Raw genomic sequence first — 21,354 nt, forward strand, 5'->3', positions numbered from 1 at the left:
GTAGTAGTTTTATATAATAAGACTAAACCGACTGACGGTCTATTGGAAGGAGAAAATAGATGAGAATCGTAAAAGACCCTGAAGAACGTAAAAGTGAAATACTAGATACAGCTGAAATGCTTTTTTGCACTAAAGGATATTCAAAAACTACTGTAAATGATATTTTAAATGAAGTTGGAATTGCAAAGGGGACTTTTTATTACTACTTTAAATCCAAAGAAGAAGTAATGGATGCAATCATAACTAGAATTATAGACAATGATATAAATATAGCAAAAAAAATTGCTTTAAATCCAGAAATACCAGTCCTTGAAAAATTTTTTCAAATATTAATGTCTCAAAGACCTAAGGTTGGAGATAATAAAGAAAAAGTAATTCAGCAATTCCATTTACCAAATAATGCAGAGATGCATCAAAAGACGATAGTTAAAACTATTTTAAACTTTACACCAATTTTAGCAGAAGTAGTAGAAGAAGGTGTAAGAGAAGGCATATTCAATACAAAATATCCAAAAGAAACAATAGAGTTTTTAATTGCTTCTTCTGAGTGTATATTTGATGAATCAATGTTTAGTTGGAATAAAGATGAAATGTTGCAAAAAACAAAAGCTTTTGTTCACATCATGGAAATAACATTAGGTGCAGATAAAGGTAGTTTTGACTTTGTACATGATATGATAATAGGGAACTAAACTTTTGTATTATTGATGAATTTATATTTTAACTTTTAAATGGGATTAAAAAGCGAGAAATCGGTGTAAAATATATACATCGATTTTTTATTAAAAACATATTGTGTAAAATTAAATATCAATAAGATAATAAAATTCCAACTGAAGTTACAATATTGTAATTGACAATAAATATTTAATACTATAATATTTAATACATTAAACATTATAGTATTAAATATTTATTTACAAGATACACTTAAACCTAAAGTTAATAACTAGTAAAATAAAGTATTTTCGTAGGGAGCGTTTGTATGGATGAGATGAGTTTTAAGAAAGAACTATTAGACTTGACTAGAGATATAAATATGAAGTTTGCAACTTTATTAAGTAAGTTTTATCAGCCACTTGGTATTACCGCAGTGCAAGCTTTGATTTTATCAGAGTTATGTGAACATGGGGAGAAAAAAATAAGCGATTTAGGGAAAAACTTAAACATGACAAATAGTAATGTATCAGTAATCTGTCAAAGACTTGAAAAAAATGGTTTTTTAAATCGTATAAGAGATATAGAAGACCAGCGAATTGTAAAAGTAAAAGTTACAAATAAATCATTGGATATACAAGAGAATATTTCAAGTAGTATTTTTGATAGTTATTTTGAAAATATGACTAGTGAAAAATTGCAAGATATGGAAGATATAATAGAAGGTTTAGAGAAACTAAATAAACTTTTAACTCACATTGATTGCAAATAACATAAAAATAATTTAAAGGAGATTAAAATTATGGATGAACATAAACCCCAAAAAAGGTCTGCACTCTATTATTATACAGTTATAATAATAGTAGTAATGTTTTTAAATGCTTTAATATTTCCAAGTTTAATGGATAAAAAAATGGTTGAGATTGACTATGGGAAGTTTCTTACAATGTTGGATACAGGAAAGGTTAAATCTGTTGAGATAGAAAACAATAGAATAGCAATAAATCCATCTAGTAGTAAGGATAAGAATATATACATAACTGGTAGAATGGATGACCCAGAATTGGTAGATAGATTAAAAAATGCAAAGGTAGAATTTACTAAGGTTATTCCTAAGGAAAATTCACCACTTTTAAGTATTTTACTTACATGGATAATACCTATAGGTATTCTTATGCTATTTGGCAATTTAATGATGAAGTCGATGCAAAAGAGAATGGGTGGTAATGCTATGCAATTTGGAAAAAGCAACGCCAAAATGTATGTATCTGCTCAAAGTGGAAAAAGATTTAATGATGTAGCTGGTCAAGATGAGGCAAAAGAAGCTTTAAGTGAAATAGTAGATTTTTTACACAATCCAGAAAAATATAAAAAAATAGGAGCACAAATGCCTAAGGGTGCACTTTTAGTAGGACCTCCAGGTACAGGAAAAACACTCCTTGCAAAAGCTGTGGCAGGTGAAGCAAATGTACCATTTTTCTCAATATCTGGTTCTGAATTTGTTGAGATGTTTGTAGGAATGGGAGCTTCTAGAATTCGTGATTTGTTTAAACAAGCAAAAGAAAAAGCTCCATGTATAGTGTTTATAGATGAGATTGATACTATTGGTAAAAAGCGTGATAATGGAAGTGGATTAGGTGGAAATGATGAACGTGAGCAAACTTTAAATCAGTTGCTAAGTGAGATGGATGGTTTTGATGGTGGAATAGGCGTAGTAATACTTGCGGCTACAAATAGACCTGACAGTCTTGACAAAGCATTACTTCGTCCAGGAAGATTTGATAGACGTATACCAGTTGAACTTCCAGACCTTGGAGGGCGTGAAGCTATATTAAAGGTACATGCTCAAAATGTAAATGTAAGCTCAGATATAGATTATAATGCAATTGCAAGGTCCACATCAGGTGCATCTGGTGCAGAGCTTGCAAATATTGTAAATGAAGCAGCACTTTTAGCAGTTAAATCTGGTAGAGATATAGTAGAGCAACAGGATTTTGATGAATCTGTTGAAACTGTAATTGCTGGATATCAACGTAAAGGAGCTGTAATTTCAGACAAGGAAAAGAAAATTATAGCATATCATGAAATAGGTCATGCACTTGTTGCAGCTATGCAAAAACATTCTGCTCCTGTCCATAAGATTACTATAATACCTAGAACTTCAGGTGCACTGGGATATACTATGCAAGTTGCTGAAGATGAGAGTGTACTTATGTCAAAGGAAGAAGCTATCGATAAAATAACTACTTTTACAGGTGGACGTGCTGCTGAAGAGGTTATTTTTAATACTTGTACATCAGGTGCTTCAAATGATATAGAACAAGCCACTAAAATTGCAAGAGCTATGGTTACTCGCCTTGGCATGAGTGAGGAATTTGATATGGTTGCTCTTGAGACAGTAAGTAACCAATATCTAGGAGGAGACACTTCTCTTGCTTGTTCTTCAGACACTGCTGCTAAAATAGACGAGGAAGTATTTAAAATAGTAAAGACTTGTCATAAAAATGCAATTGAAATTTTAGAAAACAATATTGATAAATTACATGAACTTGCTGAATACTTACTAGAAAAAGAGACTATTACAGGTGATGAGTTTATGAAAATACTTAATTTAAAATAAAGTGATTATTATACAAAATAAAAATGCCTATTGTTAGGCATTTTTATTTTGTAATTAAACTATTTAAATTTTAAAAAATATATATTTAAATTTTTACATAATCTTAATCATTAAAAATACATATTAACTACAACTTTATACTGAAATTGATATTATAATAGTAATGAAAGGTATAAGGAGGTTTTTTAATGGATAGACCCAATCCAGATACTCTATTAGAAAAAATAAAAAATGAAGAAAAAAACTAAGTAGAGGACAATTAAAAATATTCTTTGGTTATGCAGCAGGAGTAGGAAAGACCTATTCTATGTAGGAATCTGCGCAAAACTTAAAGAAGGTAGGAGTTGATGTAGTAGTTGGATATATTGAACCACACACTAGACCAGAGACATTAGCTTTACTTGATGGCTTGGAAATTCTTCCTGTAAAGGAGATAGAATATAAATCTATAAAACTTAAAGAATTTGATTTAGATGCTGCTTTGGCAAGAAAACCAGAAGTTATATTGGTAGATGAATTTGCCCATTCTAACGTTACCGGATTAAGGCACACCAAAAGGTGTCAAGATATAGAAGAATTGTTATTAGCAGGTATAAATGTCTATACTACTGTAAATGTGCAACATCTGGAAAGTCTAAATGACATTGTTGAGATAATTACAAACGTATCAGTTAAAGAAACTATACCAGATAAGTTTTTGGATACAAACACACAATTAGAACTTATAGATGTTGAACCTGATGTACTTCTTGAAAGATTCAGTGAAGGTAAGATATATAAGAAAGAGCAGGCTATTAGAGCAAAAGATAATTTCTTTATAAAAGATAATCTAGTTGCACTTAGAGAAATTGCACTTAGAAAAACTGCAGAGAGAGTGAATAAAGAAGTTCAAATGACTAGACTATCAAAGGGTGATGTAACTGTAGTACCTACATCAGATACACTTCTTGCATGTATAAGTCCATCTCCATCTTCAGCAAAAGTTATTAGAACTGCATCTAGAATATCAGACAGTACATTTGCAAAATGGATAGCTTTATATGTTGAAACTCCAAATACAGCAAGGTTGCCGTTTGATGAACAAAAACAATTACAAAATAACCTAAAACTAGCCAAGAAATTAGGTGGTGAAATAATTGTTTTGCATGGTGAAAATATAATAGAGCAAATACTTAGAATTGCAAAACTGAGAAATGTTTGAAGAAATTATATCAGAAGCGTTACAAAAAATAAAAAAAAGAATTGAAAATGTACTTATAGATATTAATATACCAGAACAGATATTATTTGTTCCTATGGATGCAAAATTAATAGAACAAGTTCTAATTAATCTAATAGATAATTCTTTAAAATACTCAAAAGAAGATTGTAAGATAGACATAAATGTATATGAAAAAGAAGATTATGTTTGGTTTGAAGTATCTGATAATGGTCCTGGTATATCAAAAAAACTCAAAGAGCATATATTTGATAGATTTTTTACTGGAGAAGAAGGAACTAAAGATTCCAGAAAAGGTGTTGGACTTAGGTTATCAATTTGTAAATCTATAATTCAAGCTCATAAAGGCGAAATCATGGTGGAAAACAATAAAGATAAAGGTTCAACATTTAAGTTTACAGAAGTTGGTGTAGGATATAGATTAAATGATGAATAGGTATGATATATTATTAGATTGGATATTTAATGTGTGTTACAATTATACAGTTTATACAAAACGAAGATAAAGTGTGTATGCTATTATTAATTTAGTATATACATTTTATTTTTTAGTATCAATAATATGAAATATATTTTAAAATAAATATATGATACAATCTGTAATAAAAACTTAGGTTAAAAAATAAAAATATTCAATTCTTACTTTATAATAAATAATAATTATTAAAATAGTGTAAAATAATTACAATGATAATTATAGAAAATTTTTAGAATGTAAATTGAAATTTAGGAGTAGATGTATGTATATACTGAATTTAAATACAAGAGAGACTATTGAAGATTTTAGAGACAAATTTTATATAGCAGAAAATTCTTATCTTATATTAAGTGCTCCAAAAAATTTAAAATTACTCAAGGAAATATTAGATATAGATGAAATAACTTTTAATGATTGTCTTAAATTTGATGAAATAACCAAACTTGATTTATTTGATAATTATGATTTTTTGAGCCTAAATACATTTGAATTAAGAGATGGAGAAGCTGTTATAGAAGAAGTAAATATGTATTTATCAGATAATTTTATATTGGTTGTAGTCAATGAAGAGCACTTTTTGTTTGAATTTGTAAAAAATATTATTTTGAAAAATTCTCAACTTGAAAAAAATCCAGTTATCAACCTATTTAAGATAAACTATTTGATTCTTAGAGAAGTTATAAAAAATGGTTTTGAGTCTTTGGAAAAAGTTGAAGAATTAATTCTTCAAATAGAAGATGAGATGATGGACAACATTGATAAAAATCATGTATCTAGAATAAGTGATGTAAGAGGATTAACAAGGATTATAGTTAAGAATACTAGACCTCTTTTGTATATTGGAGATAGAATAGTTAAAGAAAATATAAGGTATTTAAAATATTCAAATGTGAAAAAATATAATTTAGAAAATTTTCAAGGTATAGATTTTGGAATTGATAAATTATACAATTTCGCATTATCAACACGAGAGTTAGCAGATAAACTATTAGATATTTATTCTTCTAGGGTAGGTGAAAAAACAAATCACTTGATTACAAAATTAACCTTACTAACAGCCATATCAGCACCACTTACAATTATAACTGGTATATATGGAATGAACTTTAGATATATGCCAGAGCTAAATTGGGTTTATGGATATCCAGCAACTTTATTTTTTATGTTATGTATAATTTTTGTTGGAATTATAATATTTAAAATAAAAAAATTATTGTAAATTACAGATGATTTTTAAATGATTTTATAAAAACACATCAATTGAGAAACTAATTTAAGTAAATAAAAAAATATTTTAAATTGAAAATATTTATAGAAAATATTGACAATTATATTTTCTTTGTTATAATTATTAAGCAAGAAGAATAATAAATTATAAAAATGGAGGATAATACTATGAAAGGAATATTAAAAGAACTAACAGCAAAACTTTATAGCTTTTTTTACTTTATGTTCTGGGGCTTTTATTTTAGCGCTGGCTATTTTTTTTACAAAAATACATGTAATTCCTTTCTGGTGAGGCCTTGTTTTAATGATTTTGAGCATAAGTAAATTTTATAAAAGTGATTATTTTATATATTTATGTAAGATTTAATGCTTGATAGATTATTTTAGAGAACTCATTAGTGAGTTCTCTTTTTTATTTTAAACATAAAACTATAATATTGGGAGGTAGTAAAAATGATAGTAGTATTAAAAGTAGGAGCAGATAAAAGTGAAGTTAAGAAGTTAATAGAAGCTATTGGGAGAGAAGGAGTAGAAGTTAATCCTATAGATGGGACAGAATTAACTGTTTTAGGTTTAGTTGGGGATACTAGTAAAATAGATGCTAAAAGAATAGAAGCAAATAAGATAGTTGAAAAAGTTATGCATGTAGTAGAGCCTTTTAAAAAGGCCAATAGAAAGTTTCATCCAGAACCTTCCATTATAAATGTTAATGGAATGGAAATTGGTTCAAAAAAAATTGCTATGATAGCTGGACCTTGTTCTGTTGAAACAGAAGAACAAATAGTATCTATAGCAGAAGATGTAAAAAAATCAGGTGCAGGATTCTTGAGAGGAGGAGCATTCAAACCAAGAACATCACCATACGCTTTCCAAGGTTTGAGATATGATGGTTTGGATTTATTAAAGAAAGCAAAAGAAAAGACAGGTCTTCCTATAGTTACAGAAATAATGTCAACACAAGATATAGATATATTTGAAGAAAATGTAGATGTAATTCAGGTTGGAGCTAGAAACATGCAAAACTTCGATTTATTAAAAGAGTTAGGTAAAACAAATAAAACAATACTTTTAAAAAGAGGATTATCTGCTACAATTGAAGAGTGGTTAATGTCAGCAGAATATATAATGGCTGGGGGAAATGAAAATGTAGTTCTTTGTGAAAGAGGTATAAGAACTTTTGAAACATATACTAGAAATACTTTGGATTTAAGTGCAATTTTAGCTGTAAAGAAACTTAGTCATTTACCAGTCATAGTTGACCCAAGTCATGCAGCAGGAAAATCATGGATGGTTGACTCTCTATCTAAAGCAGCAATTGCAGTTGGAGCAGATGGTCTTATAATAGAAGTTCATAATGACCCAGTACATGCACTTTGTGATGGAAAACAATCAATTAAACCAAATGAATATGATGAATTAATAAGTGAATTAAAGACTATCGCATCAGCAGTTGGAAGAGAAATATAATCTATAAAAGGATGGTTAAACGTGGAAGAAAAATTATTGGTAAATTTAAAAGAAAATAGCTACAATATATTTATTAAAAAAAATATACTAAAGAATATAGGAGAAGAAATAAAAAAAATATATTCTGGAAATAAGATTTTTATTGTAACTGACGAAAATATAGCAAAATTATATTTAAATGAAGTGAAAAATAAGTTAAGTGAGTCTGGATTTGAAATTAAATCTATAATATTAAAATCCGGTGAAGAAACGAAATCATTTAACACTCTTCCGAAGATATATGATAGTTTGCTTGACTTTAAGTTAACTAGAAAAGATTTGATTATTACTTTAGGCGGAGGGGTAATAGGTGATTTAGGTGGATTTGTGGCAGCAACTTTTTTAAGAGGTGTAAACTTTATGCAAATTCCAACATCTTTGTTAGCACAAGTTGATAGTTCTGTAGGTGGAAAGGTTGGAGTTGACCTTGATAGAGGAAAAAACTTAGTGGGAAGCTTTTATCAACCTAAAGCTGTATTTATCGACCCAAATGTATTATTATCACTTCCAGAAAAATTCTATAAAGATGGAATGGCAGAAGTTATAAAATATGGATGTATAAAAGACAAAACTTTTTTTGATAAGCTTTTAAGCTTAAAAAATAGAGAAGAAGTAATGCAACATATAGAATACATTATACATAAATGTTGCTTTATTAAAAAAACTGTAGTTGAATCCGATGAAAAAGATTTTGGAGATAGAATGCTTCTAAACTTTGGTCATACATTAGGTCATGCTATTGAGAAATACTACAATTTTACAGGCTATACTCATGGAGAAGCTGTTGGGATAGGAATGTACAAGATAACTTTGGAAAGTGAAAAAGTAGGAATTACAAAAAAAGGTACATCAGAATTTATAAAAGCAATTTTAATGAACTATAATTTGCCTTATGAGATTGAACTAAGAGATAATAAATCCATAATAGATGCTATATCTCTTGATAAAAAAAATCTAGGTGATACATTAAAAATAATACTTTTAAAGGATATTGGAGAGAGTATTATATATAATACTACTTCTAAATTTTTTCAGGAGGTAAGGTAATGGGAAGTCTAAAAATATATCCAAGTAAATTATCTGGAGATGTAAAAATCCCGCCATCAAAAAGTATGGCTCATAGGGCAGTTATTTGTTCATCTCTAAGCAATGGAAAAAGTAGAATTTCTAATATAGATTTTTCTGATGATATTATAGCTACTATAAGAGCAATGATATCATTAGGAGCTATTATAGAAAGAAAAGAAGATATTTTAGAGGTTTCAGGAATTTTTTCTAAAGAAGGAATTTTAAATAGAGAAAATCAGTTAAATCAACCTAAATTAACGATAGATTGTAATGAATCTGGCTCTACTTTGAGATTTTTAGTACCTATATCTTTAGCATTTGATGGTGTAAAAAGGTTTATAGGTAGAGGGAATCTTGGAAAAAGACCACTTGATACTTATTATGAGATATTCGATAGACAGAATATAGAATATAGTTATAAAGAAAATCAACTGGATTTGATTATATCAGGAAAGCTTAAGCCAGATGAGTTTAGAGTAAAAGGAAATATAAGTTCTCAGTTTATAACAGGTTTATTATTTATATTGCCTACATTAGAGAGTGATTCAAAGATAATAATTACAACTGAGCTAGAGTCTAAAGGATATTTAGACTTAACTCTTTCAACTATGAAAGATTTTGGAATAGAAATTATAAATAACGACTATAAAGAATTTATTATAAAAGGAAATCAAAGGTATAAAGCGAGAAATTATAAAGTTGAAGGGGATTATTCTCAAGGAGCATTTTATTTATCAGCAGATGCTATAGGAGAAGATATCAGTATATTGGACCTTAGAGAAGATTCTCTTCAAGGAGATAGTGAAGTAATTGAGATTTTATCTAGAATGGGAATGGAAATATTAAGAGAAGATAACAAAATAAAAGGAATAACAAATTGTTTAAACAGTACTTTGATAGATGCATCTCAATGCCCAGATATAATACCTGTATTATCTGTGGTAGCAGCTTTAAGTAGAGGAAAAACTACAATAATTAATGCTGGCAGACTTAGAATTAAAGAATGTGATAGACTTCATGCAATAAATGTTGAGCTAAGTAAACTTGGAGCAAATATAAAAGAGAAAGAAGATAGTTTGATAATTGAAGGAGTAAGCAAATTAAATGGTGGAGTAGAGGTATGGAGTCACAAAGACCACAGAATTGCTATGACACTTGCAATTGCTTCTTGTAGATGTGATAAACCAATAATATTAAGAGATTTTGAGTGTGTATCAAAGTCGTATCCACATTTTTTTAAAGACTTTGAGATGTTAGGAGGACGAATTGATGAGTGGAATATGGGGAAATAATTTAAAAATATCTATTTTTGGAGAATCTCATGGAAATGCTATAGGTATAAATATAGATGGACTTCCTTCAGGAATTGAACTCGACCTTGATAGGATTGATAAAGAAATGAAGAGGAGAGCTCCTGGAAAAAATTCTATATCAACTTCCAGAAATGAAAGTGATATACCAGAAATTCTAAGTGGATATTTTGATGGAAGAACTACAGGAACACCATTATGTGCAATCATAAGAAATAGTGATACTCGCTCAAAAGATTATGGAGAGCTTAAAAATTTAATGAGACCAGGACATGCAGATTACACAGGATATATGAGATATTCCGGCTTTAATGACTACAGAGGTGGAGGCCATTTTTCAGGTAGAATAACAGCTCCATTAGTATTTTGCGGTGCTATATGTAAACAAATTCTATCGCAAAAAGGAATAGAGATAGGAGCACACATAAAAAAAATTAAAAATATAGAAGATATGAGTTTTGATTATGTAGGTATTTCAAAGCAACAATTATCAAATTTGCAAACTTTAGAACTACCCTTACTTGATTTAACAAAAGAAAAAGCTATGAAGGATACTATTATAGATGCAAAAAATCAAGGTGATTCAGTTGGTGGTATAATTGAATGTGCAGTGGTGGGTGTTAATGTAGGGGTAGGGAATCCATTTTTTGATTCTGTTGAATCTACTTTATCACATTTATTATTTTCTGTTCCATCTATAAAAGGTGTAGAGTTTGGCTTAGGTTTTGAACTTACAGATATGTATGGTTCTCAAAGTAATGACGAAATGTATTATGAAGGAAATCAAGTTAGGAGTAAAACAAATAATAATGGAGGGATTATTGGAGGCATTACAACTGGAATGCCAATAATTTTCAAAGTGGCAATCAAGCCAACTCCATCAATTAGTAGAAAGCAGGACACAGTTAATATAAAAGATAAAAAAAATGATATTTTATCTATTAAAGGAAGACATGACCCTTGTATAGTTCAAAGAGCTATACCTGTAATAGAAGCAGTAACGGCTATTGGAATTTTTGATTTGATGAAAGGACGATAATAATGGAGGATTTAACTAGCTATAGAAATGAAATTGATAATATAGATAAAGAACTTATTCAATTATTTGAAAAGAGAATGAATACAGTTCTTGAAATTGCTAAACATAAAATGAAAAATAACACTACGATACTTCAAAAAGATAGAGAAGAAAAAGTATTAAGCAGGGCCGTAAATAATTTAGATAATAAAGCATATTCACAAGAAACTATACAATTTTTTAATTCTATAATGGAAGTTAGTAGAGGGTTACAAAAAAGATTAATAAATAATGATGGTGAACAGAAAATTGAATATAGTCTAGATGCATCAAATAGGAAATTTGATTTGTTACATATAGATAAATATAAATCTTTAAAATACGAATTAAATAAAAAAAATATCCTAGTAGGATTTCCAGGAATATCAGGCTCATTTACAGAAGAAGCACTCAATAAATTCTTCAACAAAAAAACATACAAAAAACAATTCAAAGAATTCAAAGATGTTTTCATAGCACTTAAAAACAGAGAACTAGATTATGGGATAATACCTATAGAAAATTCATCTACAGGAGCGATTTCTGAAACTTATGACCTCTTAAGAAAGTATGATTTTTATATAGTTGGAGAAGAATGCATAAAAATAGACCAAAATTTGATTGGAATAAAAGGTACAAAACTTGAAGATATAAAAGAAATATATTCTCATCCACAAGGTATAGGACAAAGTAGTGAATTTTTAAAACAAAATAGTACATGGAAATTGATACCATTTAATAATACAGCAACAAGTGCTGAACTTGTAAAAAAACTTCAAGATAAAACAAAAGCAGCAATTGCAAGTAAAAAAGCTGCAAATATTTATGGATTAGAAATAATAAGCCCTTGTATAAATGATATTACAAATAATTATACAAGGTTTGTAGTAATTAGTAATCAGATACACATTGAGGAAGAATCAAACAAGATGAGCATAGTATTTTCGGTTGAACATGAAGCAGGAAAACTTTATAAAGTGTTAGGATACTTTGCTAAAAATAATATAAATATGACAAAAATAGAATCAAGACCTATGAAGAATACTTCATGGAGATATTTCTTTTATATAGATTTTGAATGTTCTATATATAATTCAAAAGTATATGATTTATTGGAGTTGATAGAACATAATACAGCATACTTTAAATTTATGGGTGTATATAAAAATAAAATTGAATAATCAATATAATTCTTTGTTTGACTATATTTATCAGGAGGTGTAAATATGAATTTTTTTGGTCTAGTAGGTGAAAAACTTTCTCACAGTGTTTCCCCTCAAATACACAAGAGAATATTTGAGATATTAAATATTGAAAGTGCCTATAAAAATTTTGAAATTTCAAAAGAAGATATATCTAAGTTAGATGGTGCTATAAAATTATTAGGAATCCAAGGAATAAATGTTACTGTACCATATAAGGAGCGTATTATGGAATATCTGGATTTCATATCACCAGAGGCAAAACGTATAGGAGCAGTTAATACAATTTTACTCAAGGAAAATATGTTATACGGTTATAATACAGATTACTTTGGTCTCGACAGTATGTTTAAAAAGGCTAATATTGATATTCAAGGAAAAGTAGCTGTGATATTAGGAACTGGTGGAGCATCTAAAGCCGCCCTTACATATCTTCTTGATTCTGGAATAGAGAAGGTTTACGTTTCAACCAGAAAAAAAGGTAACAAAAAATTATTAAATAATAAAGCTATATTAATAGACTATGAAGAACTTAAATGTATAAAAGGAGATATAATATTAAATGCTACACCAGTAGGTATGTACCCTAATATAGGAATATCGCCAGTGCCAAAATCTATTATACAAAATTTTGATACATTAGTAGATTTAATTTACAATCCTGGAGAAACAGAATTTTTAAGAGTTGGTAATAGTATAGGTAAAAAAACTTGTGATGGTTTATATATGTTGGTAGGGCAAGCAATAAAATCTCAGGAAATTTGGCAAGATACTAAAATAGATACTGGTATTTTAGATGTTATATATAATGAATTAAAATTAGAGTTTTTATAAGGGGGATTGTTATGATAAATAAAGTAAAAGAAAAACTAATATTAATAGGTATGCCTGGTAGTGGAAAGACTACAATAGGTAAACTTCTGGCTCAAGAATATAATTGTAGTTTCTGTGATATGGATGATTACATAAGTCAAATATCTCAAAAAAGCATAACAGAATTATTTTCAGAAGGAGAAGGTGTTTTTAGAGACTATGAGACTCAAGCATGTAAAGAACTTTCTATAAGTGATAAGACAGTAGTATCTACAGGTGGTGGTGTAATAAAAAAGAATGTCAACATGGATATATTAAAAGAAACAGGTATAATAGTTTTTATTAATAGACCTATACAAAGGATTTTAGAAGATATAAATATTAATCCAAGACCCTTATTAAAAAATGGAAAAGATAGATTGTATAATCTTTATAATGAGAGAATAAATCTTTATAAAAGATTTTCAGATATAGAAATTTTAAATGATAAATCGTTAAATAATGCTGTATATAACATTACAAATGAAATCAGTGAAAATTTTGAATTTGCATTTAAAGAAAAATAATCTAGGAGGAAGTAAAAATAATGAATATTGTTATTGTAGGGCTAGGAGTTATAGGAGGCTCTTTTGCTAAGGCATTAAAAAAAGCTGGATATGAAAATGTATTTGGAGTAGATGTAGAATTAGAAACTTTAAAGAAAGCAGAAGAAGCAAAAATTATAAAAAAAGGATGTACTACAGGTAAAGAGCTATTTAAAAAAGCTGATTTAATTATATTGTCTATATATCCTAGATTAATTGTAGATTTTTTAAATAATAATAAAGACTTTTTTAAAAAAGGAACTATAATTACTGATACTACAGGAATAAAAGAAACACTTATCAATGATGTGTTGCAAATTATTCCAGGTGATATAGATTTTATATTTGGTCATCCCATGGCAGGTAGGGAAAAAAAGGGAATTGATTTTGCAAGTGAAGAAGTTTTTAATGGTGCAAATTACATAATTACTCCAACTGGTAAAAATAATATAAAAAACTTAGAATTGGTTGAAAATTTAATTTTAGATATAGGATTCAAAAGAGTAAAAAAACTAACTTCACAGAAGCATGATGAGATTATAGCTTTTACATCTCAGCTACCTCATGTTATGGCAGTTGCTCTAATAAATAGTGATGAAGAAGGTAGAGATACAGGTAAATTTATTGGAGATAGTTATAGGGACTTAACTAGAATTGCAAATATGAATGAAGACTTATGGAGCGAACTTTTTTTAGGGAATAGAGATAATTTACTAAAAGCTATAGAGAATTTTGAATCAGAAGTAAACTTAGTAAAAGATGCTATCTTTAATAATGATAAAAACAAATTGATAGAATATTTTAAAAAATCATCAATAAGAAGAGAGGCTTTAGAAAAATAAAGATTGCTATTTAAGCTATATATAGATGGGTATAAATATAAACGATAGTATATTTAATTATATTAGTAACTATAGATTCAATATAATTAAATATGCTATTGATGTATTTATACCCTTAAATATTATTATCCTGTAAATAGTATTTATTTAAATTGCCCTTTATCAATAATTTATAAAACTTAATTGTAAAAAACAGTTATTAATAGTAAAATAAAGTGAATCAATTATATTATAATTACTAAGGAGGGTGAGGTGTAGATATTTGAAAAACAGTAGACCGATAGTAAAAAATACATCAATAGCATTTATAGTATTATTCTTTTTTAGTATATTTGCATTTTTTTACGTAAGTAATATGGATAGAGTGTTAGAATATGAAACAAAAAATTATTTATCTGAAATTAGTGAAGAAAGCAAAATTGTCATTAATAGCAAATTGACAAGTAATTTAAAAGAATTAGAAAATATTTCTAAACTTTTAGAAACCGAGGAAGATTTCAATTTAGAAAAAACTTTAAAAATGTTGAAATCATTTAATAAAAGAAGTGATTACAATAATATAGGGATGATTTTACCTAATGGGAAAGGTTATGCTGAAGGAATCTTTGGAACAGATTTTTCAGATAGAGACTATTTTAAACTTGCTATTAGAGGTAAAGCTAATATATCAAAACCATTAATAGATAAATCTACTGGAAAACTTACTAAAACATACGCTGTACCATTATATAATAAAGGTAAGATAGTTGCTGTAATTGCAGCCGATTATAATTTTGAATTTATATCTGAATTCTTGTCTATTTCTACATTTAATGGCGAAGGTTTTTCACTTATATGTGATAGTAATGGTAAGATAATTATTCCGCCTTATCATAAAAATTTAAACTCGAATATTACAAATCTAGCTCAAATTAACTTTGAAAAAAGCTTTACTTTTAAAAATATGAAAATATCAGACCAAGGTGTAGTAGAAGTTAAAGAATCAGAGAGAAAATTTTATATGGCATATACATCTCTAGAAATCAATGATTGGTTTATAGCATCTTTTGTTCCAAAAATGGTTGTATCTAAAAAACTAAATAGTCTAATAATAGTTACAATTATTGGATGGATTATACTTTCATTTTTATTTTTAGGTATCATAATCTACATATTATACTCAAAGGCACATAGTCAAAAAACTATAGAAAAAATAGCGTATACAGATTTTGTGACTGGTTATTCCAATTGGAGAAAATTTGAATTAGATGTTACAAATTTATTGAAAAAAGCATCACAAAATGATAAATATGCAATGGTTATATTTGATATTGATAAATTTAAAGCAATTAATGACATATATGGTCATAAAAAGGGAAACGTAATCTTAAAAAACATTGCCAATACTTTAAGTGAATTAACTGATGATAATGAAACTTTTGCTCGTGTAAGTGCTGATAATTTTAATATATTGTTAACATATGACACAAAAGAAGATATAATAAATATTATCAAAAGAATTATTATAAATAATGAACTTATAAACTTATCTTTTGGAATCTATGAAATCAAAGATAAGACTCTATCTGTAAGTGCATATAGTGATAGAGCTTCACTTGCAAAATCATCAATAAAAAATAATAGTGATGTAAATTTTGCATTTTTTAATGATGAATTAAGAGATAAATTATTACTTGAAGATAAGATAGAAAAAGAAATGGAATATGCACTTGAAAATGGTCAATTCGTAATGTATTTACAACCAAAATATAATATTAAATTAGATAAATTTTGTGGAAGTGAAGCCCTAGTCAGATGGCAATATACAGAAAAAGAAATCATATATCCAGGTGATTTTATTCCTATCTTTGAAAAAAATGGATTTATCAAAAAGATTGATATGTACATATTAGAACAAGCTTGTAAAGAAATCAGGTCTTTATTTGATAAAGGAATTTCACCTTTACCTATATCTGTAAACTTCTCAAGAGTTGATTTTTTAAAAAAAGACTTTATTTCAAAAATAGTAAATATATGTGATAGATATAAAGTACCATATAATTTAATAGAGGTTGAAATTACTGAATCTAGTATGTTTGGAGATACTGATATTCTATTTGATGTAAGTCGAAATCTACAGGATATTGGTTTTATAATTTCAATGGATGATTTTGGCTCAGGATATTCTTCTGTAAATATGCTTAAAAATATCCCATTAAATGTAATAAAATTAGATAGAGGATTTTTTATAGATGATAAAGATATTGATAAGAGTCAAATTGTTATAAAAAGTATAGTTTCTCTCATTAAACAATTAGGAATAAGTGTTGTTGCTGAAGGAATCGAGACAAAAAGTCAAATAGAAATGTTAAAAAAAGCAAACTGTGATATTGTTCAAGGATATTATTTTTCAAAACCATTACCAATTAAAGAATTTGAAAAATTAGTCTATAAAATATAGTCAATAAATTTTAAATGGGAGGTGATGATTAAGTGATAAGAGCAAAATCGTTAAAAAGTGTACTGAGTATTATTTTAATATTTTTATTTACAATAATTTCTTTTTCTGATTTTGCGTTTAAAACGAATGTTCAAGAAGAAGAAAATAATAAAGTTAATTTAAAAGAAATATCTTTACAAAGTTCTAATGCTATAAAAATAAAATTAGATAGTTCCTTATCCTTTATAAAAAGTGTGGCAAATATGGTTTCATACTTTGACACTATAGATAAACCGGAAATAATCCCATTATTAGCTAGTGTATCAAAAGAATCTGATTTTCAAAGAATTTCTATTGTATCTCCTGATGGTACAAGCCATACTAGTGATGGTAAAATTATGAATGTCGCAAATTATCAATACTTTAAGAAAGCAATTAGTGGAGAAAGTAATATATCTGAAGTTGTAAAATCTCCAATTGATGGAAAAGATACTTTTGTTATAGCTACCCCTATACTTAATAAGAATAACAAAGTAATGGGTATTTTGTATGGTTCTTACTACAATGACAAATTAGCTGAATTAATAGATATAACAAGTTTTAACAGTGAAGGATATATAGATATATTTGAATCTAGTGGACAGTTTGTTCTAAAATCTTCACATACAAACGAGTTGATTAAATCAAGTAGTAATATATATGACATATTTAAAAAGGCTTCTTTTGATGATGATGACTACAACTATAAAAAAATATATGAAGATACAAAAAATAACAAGAGTGGTTTTGTATCATATGAATACAAAGGAGAAAAGCGTTATGCTACTTATACCCCAGTTGGTGTAAATGATTGGTATGTACTTTCTGTGATACCACAATATACTGTAAGAAAAAATATTGATAAAATAAACCAATTAGCATTTTCGCTTATTTTTAAGGTGTTCTTGTTGTTTGTCATACTTATAACATATATATTTTATAAAAATAATAAATCACAAAAACATATATTAAAAGCTAACAAAGAAATATCATCTATTACAAATAGTATTCCTGGAGGAGTACAAAAGTGTACTATTGGTGAAACGTGCGAGTTTAACTTTTTAAGTGATGGATTTATAGATTTGTCTGGTTATACAAGAGAAGAACTAAAAACATTATTTAATAATAATTTTTATAGTTTAATACATAAAGATGATGTTAAAAGAATAAAAAGAGAAATTTCTGAACAACTTTACAAAAACAAAACTATTGAATTAGAATACAGAATTATAACAAAAAGTGGTGACATAGTATGGGTTTTGGACAAGGGAGAACTTATAACAGAACCTGATGGAAAAGAGTATATTTGCTGTGTCACTGTAGACATTACTAAAACAAAAAAATTAGAACAAGAAATGGAACAAAAAAATCTAGAACTTGAAATGGTATCAGAAAATATTTTAGGTGGTATACTCATAACAGAATTTAATGAGGATTTTACTATAAAATACACTAACTCTGGTTATCTTTCAATAATTGGATATACAAATGAACAATTAAAAAATGAACTTCAATATAAAGCATGTAATCTTGTTTTTTATGATGATAGAAAAAAAATTCTTGAAAATATACAACATCAGTTAGATACAAAAGGTATAGCTGTATGTGAACATAGAATAAGAAGAAGAGATGGTGCGATTATCTGGGTTTCTATAAAAGGAAGACTTATTATTGATGATGATGGTAGTAAAAAAGGTATTTGGATTCTAACTGATATAACAGACTTGAAAAATGCAGAACAAAAACTTAAAATCAATGAGGAAAGATTTAGAATTGCATTAAAACAAACATCAAACACTATATTTGAGTATGATATAAAAACTAAATCACTTTTAAATACTAGTAAAGAACTTGATAAATATAATATTTATCAAATTGCTAAAAATGTTCCATATTCTCTAGTAGAATCAGGAATTATTCATAAAGATTTTAGTGATGATTTCATAAACATGTATGAGAATGTAATAAATGGAGCAAAAACGGCAAGTTCTGTAGTTAAGATAAAACTTCCAGATGAAAGTTATATATGGAACAAGATTACTTTAACTACTATTTTTGATGAGGATGGTAACCCTGTAAGAGCAATAGGTATACAAGAAGATATAAGCAAACAAAAAGAAGCAGAGATAAGATATAACCAAGAAGGTAAGTATCATTCAGCTATATTGTCAGAAGCAATGATAACTTATGAAATAAATGTATCAAAGGACACTTTTATCAAAGGAAATGAAAATTGGCACAAACCATTTGGAATTAAGCCTGACAATAGCTATTCTGAAATGGTAAAAACTATAGCAAACAGTATTATCCACAAAGACAATAAAGAAGTATTTTTAAATACATTTTTATGTAAAAACCTATTAGATGCATATAAAAATAATGTAACTGAAATAAAATTGGAATATCGAAGAATGAATCAAGAAAATAAAATGATTTGGGTCATTTGCACAATGCACTTAATAAAAGATTCTATTACGAATGATATAAAAGCACTTGCTTATGTCAAAGATATTGATAATCAGAAAAATGAAGAAATCAGATTAAAACTAAAAGCTGAAAGAGATACTCTTACAGGATTATATAATAAAGGTACTACAGAAAAGTTGATTAATGATTTTTTAAATTCCGAGGAAGCAAATTCAGGAATTCATGCTTTTTTAATTGTTGATATAGATAATTTTAAATCTGTGAATGATAATTTAGGACATGTATTTGGAGATAAAGTATTATTCGAAGTTTCTAAACACTTAAAACCTATATTTAGAAAAGATGATATAGTAGGTCGTATTGGTGGAGATGAGTTTATAGTATTCTTAAAAAACATCCAATCTTTCGAGAATGTTAAAAAGAAAGCAGAAAAAATCTGTGATATATTTAGAAATTCTTATACTGAAAATAAAAAGACATATAAGATATCTGGTACAGTTGGAATCTCATTTGTTCCAGAACATGGAACTATATTTAAAGAACTTTATCAAAAAGCGGACATAGCACTTTATTATGCAAAGAGTAAAGGTAAAGATAAATATGCACTTTATAATGATTGTATCTACCAGAATAAACTTGATAATAATATAAGTGATAATAATATAAAAGTAACAAATGAATGTGAAAAATCTAAGTCGGCACTTAAAGAAGTCCTTGATTCTGTTGATAATTATGTATATATAGTAAATCCAAATACTTATGAACTTATTTTTATCAACAATAAGGTATCACATCTAGATTCAGAGATAAAATTGGGAGAAACTTGTTATAAAGCATTATTAAAATCTAGTAGCCCATGCAATAATTGTCCTCTTAATGGATTGAAAGAAAATAAACATTCAAAATTCAGAATGGAGACAAATATATTTGATACAAATATCAGTATAGCAAGTTGGATTAATTGGATAGATGGAGAATATAACTGTCTTATAGAATGTATAGATACTTCTTTATAAAAAAATAAATAAAAAGGATTTTGACGATATGTTAAATAGTATAAGTTTGATATTAGGTATAATATTTGCAATTTACTATTTTTATCTTAAAATAGTTTTTGGAGGAATTTCATTTAGTGAGATTTTCTTAGTTGTAGGAATTCTACTAATTGTTTATCAAATATTTAAGAAAAAAATCAAAGAAAAGAAGGTTTTTTATAGAGTGTTAAAGATAATAATCAGTATTTTTTTAATAGTATTCATAATCACTGAGAGTTTAATTGTTTTTTATCCTAAAAATAGTTTTGAGTCAAAAAGTGATTATCTATTGATTTTAGGAGCTTCTGTAAAGAAGACTATACCAAGCACAACTTTGAAGGGAAGATTAGATACTGCATTGAAATATTTAAAAATTAATGATGATTGTTATGTAGTAGTATCTGGTGGCAAAGAAAGTGGAGAAAATATAACTGAGGCAAAAGCTATGAAAGATTATCTTATAAAAAATGGTGTAGATAAGAATAGGATAATAGAAGAAGATAAATCCACTAATACTTATGAGAACTTTAAGTATTCAAAGTTGAAGATAGAAGAACATAATGAAATAAAATTAAAAAATTTAAAAATCAAAATAGTGACAACAGATTTTCATGTTCTTAGAAGTAAAATATTAGCATATAGAAATGGATATAAAAATACTTCTTTTTATGCTAGTAAATCAAAACTTTCATTTGTACCTACTTATTACACAAGAGAATTTTTTGCATTATGGAAAACCATTGTTTTTGATAGATAACAAAAAAGGGGTGTCTCAAAATGAATTTTTTAGTTCATGAGGCACTTTTTTTGTAATATATTTTTCCCATGGCTAAATTCACTTTGGATTTTATA

Annotated in this window: 16 protein-coding genes and 1 pseudogene; all 17 read left to right on the forward strand. The window is 27.3% G+C overall.

Annotated features, from left to right (window positions below; all coding sequences use genetic code 11):
* The first annotated feature begins 59 nt into the window (after positions 1-59).
* The 17 genes and pseudogenes from KGF42_RS12710 (at position 60) to KGF42_RS12790 (ending at position 21,259) form a co-directional block, all read left to right on the forward strand.
* Entirely contained in the window at positions 60-692 is a 633-nt protein-coding gene (locus KGF42_RS12710) for a TetR/AcrR family transcriptional regulator (RefSeq protein WP_227826444.1), read from the forward strand.
* Positions 693-985: 293 nt separating this feature from the next.
* The gene (locus KGF42_RS12715) at positions 986-1,429 is read left to right on the forward strand and encodes a MarR family transcriptional regulator (RefSeq protein ID WP_227822036.1); all 444 of its coding nucleotides are present in this window, start codon (positions 986-988) and stop codon (positions 1,427-1,429) included.
* Between the two features lie 30 nt (positions 1,430-1,459).
* Positions 1,460-3,277 (forward strand): ATP-dependent zinc metalloprotease FtsH, encoded by a 1,818-nt coding sequence (gene ftsH, locus KGF42_RS12720; protein ID WP_054273815.1) that lies wholly within the window; start codon positions 1,460-1,462, stop codon positions 3,275-3,277.
* A gap of 316 nt (positions 3,278-3,593) precedes the next feature.
* A pseudogene (locus KGF42_RS12725) lies at positions 3,594-4,478 on the forward strand (two-component sensor histidine kinase); the annotation flags it as partial.
* Complete coding sequence (locus tag KGF42_RS12730; protein WP_227822035.1) at positions 4,471-4,932, forward strand: ATP-binding protein; 462 nt, start codon at positions 4,471-4,473, stop codon at positions 4,930-4,932. The pseudogene KGF42_RS12725 and the gene KGF42_RS12730, both read left to right, overlap by 8 nt.
* Before the next feature lie 304 nt (positions 4,933-5,236).
* Positions 5,237-6,193 (forward strand): CorA family divalent cation transporter, encoded by a 957-nt coding sequence (locus KGF42_RS12735; protein ID WP_227826445.1) that lies wholly within the window; start codon positions 5,237-5,239, stop codon positions 6,191-6,193.
* 461 nt (positions 6,194-6,654) lie between these two features.
* Entirely contained in the window at positions 6,655-7,668 is a 1,014-nt protein-coding gene (gene aroF, locus KGF42_RS12740) for a 3-deoxy-7-phosphoheptulonate synthase (RefSeq protein WP_054273820.1), read from the forward strand.
* 21 nt (positions 7,669-7,689) lie between these two features.
* Positions 7,690-8,754 carry a 3-dehydroquinate synthase gene (aroB, locus tag KGF42_RS12745; protein WP_054273821.1) on the forward strand — a complete coding sequence of 355 codons (1,065 nt, stop codon included), beginning with the start codon at positions 7,690-7,692 and terminating at the stop codon, positions 8,752-8,754.
* Positions 8,754-10,067, forward strand: coding sequence for a 3-phosphoshikimate 1-carboxyvinyltransferase (aroA, locus tag KGF42_RS12750; protein ID WP_227826446.1), 1,314 nt, complete (start codon positions 8,754-8,756; stop codon positions 10,065-10,067). Before aroB ends, aroA begins: the two co-directional genes overlap by 1 nt.
* Positions 10,045-11,124: a chorismate synthase gene (gene aroC / locus KGF42_RS12755; RefSeq protein ID WP_227826447.1), complete on the forward strand. Its 1,080-nt coding sequence runs from the start codon at positions 10,045-10,047 to the stop codon at positions 11,122-11,124. Before aroA ends, aroC begins: the two co-directional genes overlap by 23 nt.
* Before the next feature lie 2 nt (positions 11,125-11,126).
* On the forward strand, positions 11,127-12,323 hold the full coding sequence (pheA, locus tag KGF42_RS12760; RefSeq protein ID WP_227826448.1) for a prephenate dehydratase: 1,197 nt from the start codon (positions 11,127-11,129) through the stop codon (positions 12,321-12,323).
* 45 nt (positions 12,324-12,368) lie between these two features.
* The gene (gene aroE / locus KGF42_RS12765; protein ID WP_227822030.1) at positions 12,369-13,178 is read left to right on the forward strand and encodes a shikimate dehydrogenase; all 810 of its coding nucleotides are present in this window, start codon (positions 12,369-12,371) and stop codon (positions 13,176-13,178) included.
* A gap of 11 nt (positions 13,179-13,189) precedes the next feature.
* Positions 13,190-13,723: a shikimate kinase gene (locus KGF42_RS12770; RefSeq protein WP_227826449.1), complete on the forward strand. Its 534-nt coding sequence runs from the start codon at positions 13,190-13,192 to the stop codon at positions 13,721-13,723.
* A gap of 20 nt (positions 13,724-13,743) precedes the next feature.
* A complete protein-coding gene (locus tag KGF42_RS12775) occupies positions 13,744-14,583 on the forward strand; it encodes a prephenate dehydrogenase (RefSeq protein ID WP_227826450.1) in 840 nt (279 codons plus the stop codon).
* A 262-nt stretch (positions 14,584-14,845) separates the two neighbouring features.
* Positions 14,846-17,023, forward strand: coding sequence for an EAL domain-containing protein (locus KGF42_RS12780; protein ID WP_107594804.1), 2,178 nt, complete (start codon positions 14,846-14,848; stop codon positions 17,021-17,023).
* Between the two features lie 32 nt (positions 17,024-17,055).
* Positions 17,056-20,484: a PAS domain-containing protein gene (locus KGF42_RS12785; protein ID WP_227826451.1), complete on the forward strand. Its 3,429-nt coding sequence runs from the start codon at positions 17,056-17,058 to the stop codon at positions 20,482-20,484.
* Positions 20,485-20,512: 28 nt separating this feature from the next.
* Positions 20,513-21,259 carry a YdcF family protein gene (locus tag KGF42_RS12790; RefSeq protein WP_227826452.1) on the forward strand — a complete coding sequence of 249 codons (747 nt, stop codon included), beginning with the start codon at positions 20,513-20,515 and terminating at the stop codon, positions 21,257-21,259.
* The last annotated feature ends 95 nt before the right edge of the window (positions 21,260-21,354 follow it).

This window comes from Clostridioides sp. ZZV15-6383 (genome assembly GCF_020657735.1).
GTDB lineage: Bacteria > Bacillota > Clostridia > Peptostreptococcales > Peptostreptococcaceae > Clostridioides > Clostridioides difficile_D.

Bases quoted from the DNA above. Each gene is read 5' to 3' on its own strand.
- ftsH (WP_054273815.1), top strand. From the start codon at position 1,460: ATGGATGAACATAAACCCCAAAAAAGGTCTGCACTCTATTATTATACA.
- KGF42_RS12710 (WP_227826444.1), top strand. From the start codon at position 60: ATGAGAATCGTAAAAGACCCTGAAGAACGTAAAAGTGAAATACTAGAT.
- pheA (WP_227826448.1), top strand. From the start codon at position 11,127: ATGGAGGATTTAACTAGCTATAGAAATGAAATTGATAATATAGATAAA.
- KGF42_RS12715 (WP_227822036.1), top strand. From the start codon at position 986: ATGGATGAGATGAGTTTTAAGAAAGAACTATTAGACTTGACTAGAGAT.
- aroF (WP_054273820.1), top strand. From the start codon at position 6,655: ATGATAGTAGTATTAAAAGTAGGAGCAGATAAAAGTGAAGTTAAGAAG.
- aroE (WP_227822030.1), top strand. From the start codon at position 12,369: ATGAATTTTTTTGGTCTAGTAGGTGAAAAACTTTCTCACAGTGTTTCC.
- aroC (WP_227826447.1), top strand. From the start codon at position 10,045: ATGAGTGGAATATGGGGAAATAATTTAAAAATATCTATTTTTGGAGAA.
- aroA (WP_227826446.1), top strand. From the start codon at position 8,754: ATGGGAAGTCTAAAAATATATCCAAGTAAATTATCTGGAGATGTAAAA.
- KGF42_RS12775 (WP_227826450.1), top strand. From the start codon at position 13,744: ATGAATATTGTTATTGTAGGGCTAGGAGTTATAGGAGGCTCTTTTGCT.
- KGF42_RS12770 (WP_227826449.1), top strand. From the start codon at position 13,190: ATGATAAATAAAGTAAAAGAAAAACTAATATTAATAGGTATGCCTGGT.
- KGF42_RS12730 (WP_227822035.1), top strand. From the start codon at position 4,471: ATGTTTGAAGAAATTATATCAGAAGCGTTACAAAAAATAAAAAAAAGA.
- KGF42_RS12790 (WP_227826452.1), top strand. From the start codon at position 20,513: ATGTTAAATAGTATAAGTTTGATATTAGGTATAATATTTGCAATTTAC.
- KGF42_RS12735 (WP_227826445.1), top strand. From the start codon at position 5,237: ATGTATATACTGAATTTAAATACAAGAGAGACTATTGAAGATTTTAGA.